This window comes from Pseudonocardia sp. (assembly GCF_025965585.1).
Classification (GTDB): domain Bacteria; phylum Actinomycetota; class Actinomycetes; order Mycobacteriales; family Pseudonocardiaceae; genus Pseudonocardia.
The window spans coordinates 1-12,330 of the sequence record NZ_JAOPWR010000155.1 but is presented as its reverse complement, the minus strand read 5'-3'; the positions used below and the strand labels follow the sequence as shown (position 1 = coordinate 12,330).

The window sequence follows — 12,330 nt, the reverse complement described above, 5'->3', positions numbered from 1 at the left end:
GGCCGGCGGCCTAGCGCTCGCCTCGGTGGGCGCCCGCGCGGAGCCCCGCCTCGACGACCGCCGTGGTCTCCTGCGCGACGGGACGGCCGCGGCCGCGCCGCTCCTCGGGGGTCAGCCCGCCTGCGATCCCGTACGGAATGCGGACCAGCGCCTCGTCCAGGCACTCCGCCCGGACCGGGCAGCGCACACAGACGGCCTTGGCGACCGCCACCTGTGCCTCGTACGTCGGCCCCTCCGTGGCGGTGGGGAAGAAGATCTCCCCGTCGACGCCGCGGCAGGCTGCCCGCGAACGCCACTCCCGCTCGGCGCTCATCCGGCTGCCGTTCCATTGAGGACGGGCGTGGCGGCGTGGTCGAACGTCGAGAGGAACGTCGACAGCGCACCGGGCAGGCCTGCGCCCATCGGCGTGGAGATGAACAGGACGACGGTGACGACGCCGAAGAAGATCGCTCCCCCGGCGAACCGCGACTTCGCGCAGATCGCCGAACCGACGATGGCGAAGAGGATGAGGACACCCGCGCTCGGCATCGGTCACACCCCCCGCCCGTGCTGCTCGGGGACCCAACCGGCGGCGTCGACGAGGCCCTGGTCGGCCAGCGCGGCCTCGACCATCTCCTCGATCGCGCGCGCCGGGACGATCAGCCGGCCCCGGATGCGGACCGCTGGGAACTCCCCCGCCGCGATCGCCCGGTAGACGGTCATCGGCGACATGCCGAGCATCCGCGCCACCTCCGTGACGCTGTGGAACTGTCGCGGCGATGCGTTCGCCGCCTCCTTCGTCTGCTTCTTGAGGGTTCGCACTGGACGTGTCCTCTCAGCTGGACAGGTTGGGTACCTGTACTAGACATCATAGGAATGAGTCGGCGACTTCGTCAACCGCCGTCGTGCTGTGATGCACCGACATTGCGGCGTGGACGACGGGCACCGACAGATGACGTGAGGTGACGCGGGGTGACACGAGTGCTCACGTCAGGGTTGATTCCTGCAGCTCAGAGCGGCATCGTGAGATTGCGGCGCAGGAGGGGGATCCGGTGGCAAACCAGCTGGCCCGCGTCCGCGCCGAGCGCGGCTGGACGCAGGCGCAACTCATCGCACGGCTGCGGGCGGCCGCCGTGCGCCGGGAGAAGAAGCTGCCCGGCGACGAGAGCGTCAAGCGCCGCATCGCGGGGTGGGAGAACCAGCACAAGCCGGTGAGCGACTTCTACCGCCCCCTGCTCTGCGACGCCTACCGGCTGTCGGCCGTCGAGCTGGGGATCGCCGACGAGCCCGCCCCGCCTCCTGCCCAGCCCCTCGTCGTGCCGGAGCTCGCGGAGCGAATCACGTTCTCGCGCCTCGACAGCGGCCTCGTCGAGCTGCTCCACGCCCAGACGCAGAACATCCGGATGCTCGACCGCCGGCTCGGGGGCGCGACGATCTACCGGCAGGCCGCGGCGCACGTCGAGACGCTCGACGGCCTCGTCCGCTACGCCCTGCCGGGAGCCCACCGGGAGACGGCGGCCGACGAGCTGAGCCAGGCCGCGGCGCTCGGCGGCTGGCAAGCCCTCGACATGGGCCTGACGGCGGACGCATGGCGCCTGCACGAGATCGCGGTGGCGGCGGGCCGGGAGAGCCGCGAGACGGCGGCGCTGGCCTACGCCCGCGCGCAACAGGCGTACATCCTGCTCGACGCAGGGGAACTCGAGCCGGCGCTCGCGCTCGTCAAGTCCGGGCAGACCCATGCTGGCCGGCGGGTCTCGCCGGTCCTCCGAGCGTGGCTGCATGCCGCAGAGGGCGAGGCCCTGGCCGCCCTCGGCCATCGTGACGCGGCACTACGCGCGCTCGACGCGGCGACGACCGCGCTCCCGGACAACGCGCAGGATGACGCGCTCCCCTATCTCATGCTCGACGCCGGACACCTCGCCCGGTGGCGCGGCCACTGCCTCGCGCGGCTGGGCGACGGGGACGCGATCGACGACCTGACCAGTGCTCTCGGCTCGATGGGCGAGGGCCACTACGGACGCGCGGAGGTGAGCCTGCGCGTCGACCTGGCGCTCGCGTTCCACGCCCGCGGCGACGTCACCGAGTCCCGGACGCACGCGCGCCGGGCAGCGGATCTCGCCGGTCGCACCGGATCGGAACGCCAGCGTCGGCGGATCGCCGAGCTACTCAGCGCGTAAGGCACGGGCATTGGGCCCGCTGAGCGCCAGGACGTGCAGCAGCCCGACGAGAGAGCCGGAATTCGCGATGCGCCCCTTGGCGATCAGCTCCGGGACGTCGGCCAGCGCGACCCATTCGAAGGTGCCCTCGTTCAGCTCCGTGGCGTCGCCGATGTGCTCGACACCGCGGGCAAGAAAGACGTGGTGGGCGTCGCGGACCATGCCGATCATCGGCTCGAACGTCACGAGGTGCTCCAGCCGGCGCGGCCGATAGCCCGTCTCCTCCTCGACCTCGCGCGCGGCGGTCTCGGCAGGTGTCTCGTCGGGGTCGAGCAGTCCGCCGGGCAGCTCCCAGTTCCACACGTCGGGCACGAACCGGTGTCGCCAGGACATCAGCACGTGCGCGCCGGCGTCGTCGAGCACGACGGTCATCGCTGCCGGCTTCATCGTCACGGTGTGGTGCTCGAAACGCTCCCCCGACGGCACCTCAACGTCCGCGAGCCCGACCGTGATCCACTCGCTCTCGTAGACCGGCCGCTCGCCGTGAGAGATCCACCGGGCGTCCTGATCCTCCGAGCGCGTCATCCATGAACCGTAACCACGAGAGCCCTGCCGATGGACCCGCCGTCAGCGTGGTGCGGGAAACGCGCCAGCGCCGTGGCGGATGACAACTAAGCCCTCGTCGACGAGCTGGCGGTAAGCACGCCTGACTGTGTTGCGGGAGACCTCGAACTCTGCGATGAGGTCGGCCTCGCTCGGTAAGGGGGTGGACGGTGATACCTCACCCGACACTAGCCGTTGGCGCAGAGCATGCGCGACGCGTTCCCATGCAAGGATCGGCGAGCCCTGACCCGGCTTGCCGACCACACGTCGCCCCTGACCGGGCACGATCTCGATCATCCCCTCATCGACGAGGAGCGCGAGAGCCGAACGAACGGTGCCGCGAGCCACCGACAACTGCTCGGCCAGCGTCAACTCGGAGGGCACCATCGCGCCAGCCGCCAGCTCACCCTCATGGATGCGCACGCGGAGGTCGTCCGCGATCTGACGATAGGTACCGCGCGGTGCCACCTTGCCCCCTCCTCTCGGCCACGTCCCGGTGGCACAGTAATGCGAAGCCTTCGCGCTGCTTGCGTGTGCTCTTCCTTGTCAAAGCGGATGTCCCGGTCCGACCGGTAGTCGCCGGGCCTGCTCCTGCTGGTCGCCGTGCCGGTTCTGGTCACCTTGTGCGGACAGGTGTCGAGCGCAGTGGTGCCCATCTGGTGCCTGCCAACCGGATCTTGGGCGGCGGACTAGATCCTCCCCGACAGGCCGCGGGTCGCCATCGGTGCCGCGCCGCGTGGGACAAAGGGTCCGTTCGGAGGTTCGCTCCGCCGGCGCGCAACCACGCTCGACCATCTGCCGGGGACGCATGCAGGTGGGCTACTGAGCGTGGGACGGGTGTAACGCGAAGCGCACGGACGCCGACGGTGTGTCACAGCGCCTCCGCTACCTGAACAGCTCGACGAGCAAGGAGTATGATCTTCGATGCCCGCACCCCGGTTGGCAGGTTTCTCGCTGCGTAACTTCCGATCAATCGGCCCGGACCGAGTCCACGTCAAGCTGCCAGAGTCCGGTCCGCTCGTTCTAATTGGTGAGAACAACGCCGGGAAATCGAATATTGTCCGGGCCGTTGACATACTGTTTAATGAACGCTGGGCAAGCACCTACACACCGGAAGATCACGAGTTTTATGGCCGAGATCGCAGTCAGGTAAATATTCAGCTCGCAGCCCACCTAGATCAGTTCAGTTGTGACTATTGCAGTGGACCCATAACTCATCTCACATGGACTTACGACGAAGATAGGCCGGGAGAGCCTCAGCAATACCGTCAGAAATGCGGAAGCTGCAGCTCCACTTACCCAAAGAAGACGACTAAGTTCCGTATTATGTCCATGTCGGTCGCGGCCGAGCGGAGCCTGAATTATCAGTTATCATACAGCTCACGGTACACATTACTGTCGCGTTTGATGCGTCGCTTCCATCAAGAGCTCAATAGCGACGAGAGCCGCAAGCAGACGCTTCGTACGATCTACGAGTCTCTCGTGACCCAATTTCATGGCGTAGACGCATTTTCAGATTTTCAAACGCTCCTGTCGGCAACTACGCGCCTCCTTGGGCAGAATTTACCGTACGCGCTCGCAATTGACTTCTCGGCTTACGATCCGTCCAACTATTTCCACACCCTCCGGGTTCAACCACAATTTTCGGGGGAGGTTCGGTCATTCGACGAGCTTGGTACCGGCCAACTGCAGATTCTAGCTATCGCGTTTGCTTATGCATACGCTAAGGCTTTTGGTCAGGGGGAGGGCCTACTTCTACTGGTCGACGAACCGGAGAGCAACCTACACCCGTTAGCGCAACAATGGCTCGCCCGACAACTCCACGCCCTGACCACCGACGGCTTGCAAATTATCGTTACAACTCACAGTCCGCACTTCGTTGATCTGGCGCAACAGCAGAGCCTGGTCGTGGTTAAACGTCAAGGAACATCGGGCCCTACGACTGCCACTCAGTGCAGTCGATCCGGTTTCGTCAACGCTCTGGTCGAGCTAGGAGCCCCGGCTGACCGTACGACGGAGCAGTCGGTCGAAGAGTTCTATGCATCAGCAGCCACGGTGGAAACAACTTCTGGCATGTTCGCCCGCGCTTGCATCGTAGTTGAAGGTCGGACAGAAGCGTTCGCGCTGCCGGAGCTACTCCGACTAGTCGGGTTCGAGGCACTAACCAAGGGGATAGCGTTTGTCTCCGCCGAGGGCATCTCAAACATCGCGAAGTGGTGTCGTCTGTACGGCGTATACGGCATCCCTACGTTCGCGATCTTCGACACAGACAGCAGCAAGTCAGGAAACGACGCAACTAGATCAGAGACTGCGCAAAAGGATATCGAGTCGACTCTTCGGTCAGGACTAACAAGCATCTTCCCGTTGGAGAGCCAGAACCTGTACGTCAGCGATAATTACGCAACTTTGGACCCCGACTTCGAGGGATGCGCCAGATCGCTACTCGGGCCACGTTGGACAGAACTAGAAACGCAGGGTCGACAGATTGTAGGCGCGTCCAGAGCAGGCAAGCCACTAGTTGCTCGCTACGCTGCAAAGCGCATGACACCAGCAGACCTTTCACCGGAGGCTACTCGTCGACTCACAGAGCTAGCGGAACATATTTCGGCACTGGTGCCGGATTCAGATGCGGCTAGCGAAGACGTCGCGCCCTAATTGCGACCTGACACCCGCTACGGAGATCGGTCGGACGCCACACACTCCACGGCACCAGAGGCGCCGGCTTCTCACCTTCAGTCACTGTAGTGCCCTGGCTGGCCACGGCTTAGCTCGCTTGCATGGGACTGGACGCGACCGCTTGCAGTCCGGCAAGGACTGCTCGTGGCTTCGACTCAGGAAATTAGAATGATGTCGTTAGTCAGCTCATTACTGGCATTATTGCTTTTCAGGCGTCCAGTGATACCTATGGGCGGTCGGTAGGTTACCGACCGTCGTCGCGTACTCAGTCACTCCGCGACTCTCAATATCCGATTCGTCGGCGCCACGTGACGCGACCACCAGGGCTACATCATGATCCTTTGGACGAGTCTGAGTCGGTCGGACCGCCGACGTCTAGATCCGTTAATCCTTTACCGTAGGCGTCAATACATAGTTGAAGAACATAAAGAGATACCGGAACAGCGTCGTCGACGGAGATCTCGCCGTGCTCCTCGAATGTTCCAATTTCGATCTCAAGCTGAGTCCAGAATCGACTTACATCTTTTAGGATGGATAGAGCGTCGACGAACAGGTCGAACTTTGGCTCGAACTTGACGTCGATCACATATTTTGCCAGCTCGTGTGTTAGTTCGTTACGGTGCTCTTGAATCTCATGGAGGCGATCTGCTTGAACAAGTGTAATCGCGCCGCGATTGACCAGCCAAAGTAGCGATGCACGAAATCGTTTCTCGTGCAGTGATTTGACTTGGAACTGATACGCTTCCTCGTCGTATAGGTATCCGGTCTCATCGAACCCGATGAGGTAGAAGCTGCGCACCTGGTCTAATATCGACTGCTTGATCAGCTCGTGCGTCATCTGGTAAAGGCCAGCAAAACTAAGGGTCGCTCGGATCCGTTCCGGCCGCAGCTTTGCTTCGAGCTGCGCGAGCGCCTCACTGTCGCCATCACTGGACATAGACCGTGACTGTACAGTGGTTGCGTTCTCGAAGAGCTGTGCTTTTTCGGCCACGAGGCACTAGCCGCTTGACCAAGACCCACATGCCCGATCGCGGCGCGCTCTCTTGCACCTGTCAGTGCCATCCCGTCGACCTGTTGCAAGCCGACCGCGCGGACGGACATGGGCGGCCCCAACGCAACCATCGGCCGACGCAGCCAAGCTCCGCCCACGGACGGCCGCGTGGTAGTCCGAAGAGAGGTCGGCGGGGATGGCACGCCACTATCCCGGAGATTGCCCGCCCGGCGAGGGCATAGTCTTCGTATGTTCTCAGTTTAATATTTGCTCGAAGACTCAATGATTCAAATTGTGCTACGTTTGCTGAGTTCGCATCATCCATACATGTGCAAACTGGGCCTCGACATCAAATGCATCTTCATCAAGCTGGTAGTCCATATCTTCTAATAGCCGAGCAACGGAGTTGGAGATGTTGTCGCTGACGTCAGATAAGAGCCAGACCACTTCACGCGCCGCAAGGGACGCGACGAAGTCGATGGCGGCTCCTCGTGCTGTAAAGATCGCGCGTTCCGGGTCGACGTTGAGCTGCATCTCGGCTAGTAGGCGGCGCGCCGCCGGCCAATCTCTCATCTTGCGAGCATGGGCGAATTCTCCCAGAACTTGGTTAAGTACGGAAAGTCGTTTCCATCCAGCATGAGTAATCCAGTCGCGCGGCGTTGTCTGAGATCTCGCAGTGAGCGACTCGGCCTTGGATGGTTTTCTTCGCCAAGTCCGTAGAGTGGCAACGTACTCTAGACTACTGCGAAGAACTGCCATAGCTCGGTCATCGTCCTCAAGCCAGAGCCAGTAGGACGAACGCAAACTCGAAGCTAGCGCGGCAGCAGCGTTCCCCACGGCTCCGACCGGGTGCCAGATTCCCAGTAAGCTGGCCGCTTCAGTCAATACGACCCATCGCGAGGCCCGACCGGTAAGCGATCTCTCCTTGAATTCGTCACCGAGCATCCGACGCTCCAAGGCCAGCGAGTGGGATGCAGTCTCGATACTGCGCCTTCGGTGCCAAGCGAACGAGCGCAAGATCAGTTCGTCATCTTGATAAAGACGGCCAGCAGGTCGCTCCCTTCTAAGTACTGCCTCGTGGTCGAGTGCTAAAGCCTGGACTGCGGCGACAGCCCTGCCGCCTAAACCTTCTCGCGGCAACAATGGAGCAAGGGATTCGATCGTGGGAATAATTGCCTCCCGCATGCGAGCGGCAGTGAATGGGATTGCTTCATATGGTAGGTCAGTTTCACTAGAGCTGACGGATATGGCGTCCATTCCGACAGAAAGCACGCCGATTGTTGCTTCTAGTCCGCGATTCTTTGCCATTCTAAGGGCGGAAAGTCGAATCTCACGCAAGACTAAGAAGATTGCATCGCAAACGACGAAGCTCGCAAGTAGGACATCTTCGCGGAGCGCGTCTGCGGGCGCGAGGACGTGTGCGTCCCATTGAATCGCTCCGGAAAATGCACGCAGATGGATGCTTTCACTCAGCAACGAGTAGGTCAGTGCCGGACACACATCGGTGCCGTTAGAGCGATAAACGTGCAGGTGATCAGGGACTTGTTCAGATTTCCTAGAAGCATCATGCACCCAGTCAGAGAAATTGTCTGCGTAAGGCTCGTCTTCATCCTCTTCGAATAGGTTTTCAGTCAGCTCGAAATGCTTCTCGATCCACTGTTCTTGGAGCGAATCAGGTTGGGTCCAGGTACGAGCGGCGAAGGCAAGAGTAGATTCGCCGGGCTGTTGCTGTAGTCCGGCAATCTCGGCACGACGAGACATCCAGCGTTCTAGTTGGTTTCGGATCATCACAGCGGCGCCAACTATTTGACCGCTGAGCATTAGGCGTGCGGCGGACACCACGCTGTCAACGCCCCAAGCAAGGATATCCGGCGCTGATCCTGCATGAAGAGTTGGAGGCCGACGCGGGTTTGCGCCTAGAGCGTTGAGCGCCATGTCGAGGTGGACTATCGGTGAGATGGCGGAGATAATATTGAAGCGGTAATCGTCGTAGGTTCTCGGAATTGCGAACATCCGCGCGTTGTGTCGAGATATCAATGCCTCAGCTACGCGCTGGTCGCCCCTCTTCACCACAGCCTCATATTCCTCAATCGCCGGACCGATTCGGCGACCTCTCGACTCCGCTGCGTTTGCCCGAATCTGTGCCCGGCGCGCCCTTTCGCGCTCTCGATCTTCTCGACTCCTTCGAGCCTTCTTCGCTGCCATTTAATTGCTCCGAGCCGTTGGGAGAAGCTTGGTGTTCTATCCTGCCGATCCGCGTGAGTGTTGTGTAGGGGATTTCGGTGCGAGGCGGCGCGCGCCGGATGGGGTTCGGCCGGAGGCCGCACGCCCGCGAGGCGGAAGCGCCGCGGCGGCGGAGTCACCGGCTTGATCAGGAAAGGATGGCTAGAACACACTGGAGATGGGCGGCTGTGCCCGGTCCCGGCTGATGCTTGACGTTGCGGTCTCACCTGATGCTTGATGCTCGGGTCTGATCGACCTTCCTACTCCTCGTCCTGGTGGACGCCGTGGTGGGAGGTCGGGATGGGCCCTGGTGGACATGACGTTGTCGAGCAGCGGTACCGCGCCGTGCTGGCTGTGCGGTGCGGCGAACGCAAGGTCGACGTAGCCCGCCCAGTTCGGGGTTTCGCACCAGTCGGTGCCCTCCTGGTGCGCCTGGCGTACCGCGAACGGTCTGGCCGGACTGGTCGTTCGTTCGCCTCGCCCCCAAGCGTGCCCGCACGAGACGTCTGCGGAGATGCAGGCGTGGGCGTAAGAGATCCGCGGCGAGCACCTCGGCTGGGGCGCCCACGGCATCGTCTATGAGCTCGCCCGGCTGACCCGCCCGATGTGGTGGTGCCGTCGCGAAACTCGGTGCACCCGGATCCCGGTCCGCAACTGCCGGCGCACACGCAAGTGCTCGGACTACATCCGGTGGGAACGCGACGCGGCGATGGCGTTGTGGCAGCTCGACCTCGTTGGAGGGGTCATTCTCCTCGATGGCACCAAAGCGAAGGTCTTCACCGGGTGCATGAGCACTCCCGGTTCGCCGTGACGCGTCGGTCATCCCACGCGCGACCGTGCGGGCGGTGTGTCCGGCCTTCATCTAGCGTCGCTCCCGCTACGGTGCAACATGGGCACTATGACCGACCTCAAGACGTTCTCCATTCCGCTATACAAGTTTCGGGGTGGAATTGACGGAGCGATTGCCGATCCTACAGGCTTCTGCGGGTCAGCATTCATTGTTCACGGCGGCATACTAGTGACGTGCAGACACTGCTTTGAGGATTATCCACTCAAAGCAGATGAGTGGTATGGAGCGCTTTACGAAGCCTCTGACGGTGAGCGAACGGCACTGCGTCTAGAGAAGATCTCTTACGAACCTTCTGGCGTAGATCTTGCGACAGCGTTCTGCGGTATCAACGGATCGCCACTGGCTCTAGTCTCTGACCTTCCTGGAATCGGGCACGACGTCGCATCGTTCGGATACCCGGGTACATATGGGGCAATACCCGATGGTCACATAAGCGGGAAGTTGCGGTTCCAGCAGGAGGCCCGATGGTTGGAGGGCTATATAACGCGCGGTTTCGTCTACGAGAGGCCGAGCGACGGGAAGAAGGTGCGCTCATGGGAGGTGGACATGCCGGCACCGCAAGGTCTGAGTGGCGCACCGCTGCTACTTCTCAACGCCCCGGGAGTGACACCGACCATCGTTGGTGTCGTGTACGGCACCCACACCGCCAAGAGCGATCCCGGCAGCGCTGATGCGCTGCCAAGTGGCTATCCGTTCGCTCTAGCGCATTATTTTGATTCGCTCCACAACCTGCGAGGTGAGGCACTTGGTTCAGAATCGCTGGGAGAGTACATGACGCGGCATGGGCGCATGACGGCCGTGCATCAATGATTACGTCGGGCGCAGTTGGAAAGGAGCGAGCCTTCGATCATGACTTCGACCGCCGCGAGACTACGAACGTCAGCAGCGGGTCGCGGTCACCAGGCCGTACGACATCTAACTCGTACTCAGCAAGGTTGCCGCCTCCTGATCGCTCCACGGCGTCGACGAGCATCTGGCGCAACTCGGCCGGGTTGTTGGGATCGGCTACAGATGAGAAGCGCGCGATATCTGCACCTCGACGCCGGAGGACGAATCGCAGCAGAACCTCTGAGTCATCCTTATCGGCCACCACTATCGACGCAACAGCCGTCCTCGGCCGCTCCGAGTCGGACAGCAGCGTCACCGGCGCCACAATGACGAGTGCGTTCCGACTCAGCCGGGTGAGCAAACCCCACTCCGTCAACAGCACCAGCGAGCGCTTGGCGGTCGCTAGCGACACTTGATGCTGGACGACGAGTTCGGCTGCGGATGGTGCCAGCGCGCCCGGAGCCAGCGAGCCGGAATCGATCTGCCTCGCGACCTCAGCTGCCACGACCTGGTAAGGATGGCGGGGCTCCTCTCGGATCTGTGACACCTCGTCAAGCTCCAGCGGTCGCTCCGGCATTCCGGCCCCAAGCCCGCGCGCTGCGCGCTGGTCGGACTCAGAGACCCACGCCGTATACGTCCGCAGCGTGGTCGTCCCGCCGCCGCCATGACCGAGTCGGCCGGCCACGGTCCTCGGGTCCACGCCGGCGGCGATCAGCTCCGTCGCCGAGTAGTGCCGGAGCTTGTGCAACGTCGTGTCGATGCCCAGGCGCGTCACCATGCGGTCGTATCGCTGCGTCACGCTGTCCGGCGTCGGAAACGTCGTTCCGTCGGGCTGGGTGGAGAACAGGAACGCGTCCTTCGGCCACTCGATGCGCAGCGCGGCGGCTCGGCTCGCGCAACGCTCGAGGTGCTGTCGGAGGACTGTGACCGTCTCGGCGTCGAGCGCGATGCGGCGCTGCTGGTGCGTCTTGAGGTCCCCCTCGACCCAGCCGGCCCCGGGCTTGCGCCGAATCGCCCGCCGGAGCCACAGCGTCTCGCGGCCCTCGGCCAGGTCGACCGACGAGCGACGGATCGCGCACAGCTCGCCGCGTCGCACACCCGTCGTCATGGCGACCCACACGAGGGTTCCCCAGTCCGGATCGCGCCACGACGTCGTGACGATGCGGGCGGCGTCGGCGGCGCTCGGCGGCTGCGGGTTGGGCTTCGGCGCCGGCGGGGGCTCAGCTTTCGCCGTCGGGTTCTCGGCGACCCATCCCCACCGCACGGCGCGCTTGTAGGCGCCGGAGAGGATGAAGTGAATGTGGCGGATGGTCGTCGGCGCCAGCGGCCGGCAACGGTGCGGCTGACACTTCTCGTTGCACTCGTGCGTGCCGTTCACGCGGTGGTCGGTTCTGCGCCCGCGGCCCGCGCATCGGCTGCGGCAGCGGCGCAGAACGCCGTAGAACGAGTCCAGCGTCTCGGCGTCCAGCCGGCCAGCCTTGAGGTGACCCAGGCTCGGCGAGATGTGGTTGCGGACGTGGGTCCGGTAGAGGTCCAGCGTGGTCGGCGAGCCGGAGAAGCCGTCGAGGTACTTGTCGAGCAGCTCGTCGACGGTCGCGTTCGTGCGCGGGGCCCGGCGCTGGGCCACCTCCTGGAGGAGGCGAGCGCGGATGGCCTCTGCCTCGTTCCACGCGTTGCGGCCCGCCGCGACCGTCTCGGTCAGGTAGTGGCGCTTGCCTGTGAACGGGTCGACGCCGGCGTAGACGCGCACGCGAAGAGCCCCGCTGCGCAGGGTCTCGATTCCGCCGCGGGCGCGGGCTCGTCCCGTGCCTGAACGACCGGTCACGTGGGCACTGTAACCCCGACTCGCACCACATGTGATGCCACGCGAGCTGGCTCAGCGATCTTGCTACCAGGGTTTCCCCTGGTCAGAGGTGGAGCGGGCGACGGGAATCGAACCCGCGTAGCTAGTTTGGAAGACTAGGGCTCTACCATTGAGCTACGCCCGCATGCCCCGGATCACCGGTGCGTCGACAGCTTAGCGG

General features: G+C 63.2%; 11 protein-coding genes, 1 tRNA gene and 1 pseudogene. 4 read left to right on the top strand and 9 right to left on the bottom strand.

Annotated features, from left to right (window positions below):
• Nucleotides 1-10 precede the first annotated feature (10 nt).
• From JWR81_RS09830 to JWR81_RS09820, 3 genes are read right to left on the bottom strand one after another with little or no spacing between them, the layout of a single operon-like run.
• Nucleotides 11-313: a WhiB family transcriptional regulator gene (locus JWR81_RS09830; protein ID WP_297649680.1), complete on the bottom strand. Its 303-nt coding sequence runs from the start codon at nucleotides 311-313 to the stop codon at nucleotides 11-13.
• Nucleotides 310-528: a hypothetical protein gene (locus JWR81_RS09825; protein WP_297649678.1), complete on the bottom strand. Its 219-nt coding sequence runs from the start codon at nucleotides 526-528 to the stop codon at nucleotides 310-312. Before JWR81_RS09825 ends, JWR81_RS09830 begins: the two co-directional genes overlap by 4 nt.
• A 3-nt stretch (nucleotides 529-531) precedes the next feature.
• Nucleotides 532-801 (bottom strand): helix-turn-helix domain-containing protein, encoded by a 270-nt coding sequence (locus JWR81_RS09820; RefSeq protein ID WP_297649676.1) that lies wholly within the window; start codon nucleotides 799-801, stop codon nucleotides 532-534.
• A 230-nt stretch (nucleotides 802-1,031) separates the two neighbouring features.
• Here JWR81_RS09820 and JWR81_RS09815 point away from each other — a divergent pair, with 230 nt between their 5' ends.
• On the top strand, nucleotides 1,032-2,156 hold the full coding sequence (locus tag JWR81_RS09815) for a hypothetical protein (RefSeq protein ID WP_297649674.1): 1,125 nt from the start codon (nucleotides 1,032-1,034) through the stop codon (nucleotides 2,154-2,156).
• Here JWR81_RS09815 and JWR81_RS09810 read toward each other — a convergent pair.
• A complete protein-coding gene (locus tag JWR81_RS09810; RefSeq protein ID WP_297649672.1) occupies nucleotides 2,142-2,720 on the bottom strand; it encodes an NUDIX domain-containing protein in 579 nt (192 codons plus the stop codon). The two genes, JWR81_RS09815 and JWR81_RS09810, sit on opposite strands and share 15 nt — an antisense overlap.
• A gap of 42 nt (nucleotides 2,721-2,762) precedes the next feature.
• Entirely contained in the window at nucleotides 2,763-3,206 is a 444-nt protein-coding gene (locus JWR81_RS09805; protein ID WP_297649670.1) for a GntR family transcriptional regulator, read from the bottom strand.
• Nucleotides 3,207-3,662: 456 nt separating this feature from the next.
• On the opposite strand from JWR81_RS09805, the gene JWR81_RS09800 reads away from it, so the two are divergent.
• Nucleotides 3,663-5,393 carry an AAA family ATPase gene (locus JWR81_RS09800; RefSeq protein ID WP_297649668.1) on the top strand — a complete coding sequence of 577 codons (1,731 nt, stop codon included), beginning with the start codon at nucleotides 3,663-3,665 and terminating at the stop codon, nucleotides 5,391-5,393.
• 352 nt (nucleotides 5,394-5,745) lie between these two features.
• Here JWR81_RS09800 and JWR81_RS09795 read toward each other — a convergent pair whose 3' ends face one another.
• Both JWR81_RS09795 and JWR81_RS09790 read right to left on the bottom strand, forming a co-directional pair.
• On the bottom strand, nucleotides 5,746-6,351 hold the full coding sequence (locus tag JWR81_RS09795; protein WP_297649666.1) for a hypothetical protein: 606 nt from the start codon (nucleotides 6,349-6,351) through the stop codon (nucleotides 5,746-5,748).
• Between the two features lie 351 nt (nucleotides 6,352-6,702).
• Nucleotides 6,703-8,418, bottom strand: a complete 1,716-nt coding sequence (locus tag JWR81_RS09790; RefSeq protein ID WP_297649664.1) for a hypothetical protein — start codon at nucleotides 8,416-8,418, stop codon at nucleotides 6,703-6,705.
• A gap of 613 nt (nucleotides 8,419-9,031) precedes the next feature.
• Here JWR81_RS09790 and JWR81_RS34305 point away from each other — a divergent pair.
• Both JWR81_RS34305 and JWR81_RS09785 read left to right on the top strand, forming a co-directional pair.
• Nucleotides 9,032-9,160, top strand: a pseudogene (locus tag JWR81_RS34305) (leucine zipper domain-containing protein); the annotation flags it as partial.
• A gap of 366 nt (nucleotides 9,161-9,526) precedes the next feature.
• The gene (locus JWR81_RS09785) at nucleotides 9,527-10,288 is read left to right on the top strand and encodes a hypothetical protein (RefSeq protein ID WP_297649661.1); all 762 of its coding nucleotides are present in this window, start codon (nucleotides 9,527-9,529) and stop codon (nucleotides 10,286-10,288) included.
• A 37-nt stretch (nucleotides 10,289-10,325) separates the two neighbouring features.
• On the opposite strand, the gene JWR81_RS09780 is transcribed toward JWR81_RS09785, so the two are convergent.
• Together JWR81_RS09780 and JWR81_RS09775 are read right to left on the bottom strand one after the other, a co-directional pair.
• Nucleotides 10,326-12,131 carry a tyrosine-type recombinase/integrase gene (locus JWR81_RS09780; RefSeq protein WP_297649659.1) on the bottom strand — a complete coding sequence of 602 codons (1,806 nt, stop codon included), beginning with the start codon at nucleotides 12,129-12,131 and terminating at the stop codon, nucleotides 10,326-10,328.
• A gap of 89 nt (nucleotides 12,132-12,220) precedes the next feature.
• Nucleotides 12,221-12,294 (bottom strand) — tRNA-Gly (locus JWR81_RS09775).
• Between the last annotated feature and the right edge of the window lie 36 nt (nucleotides 12,295-12,330).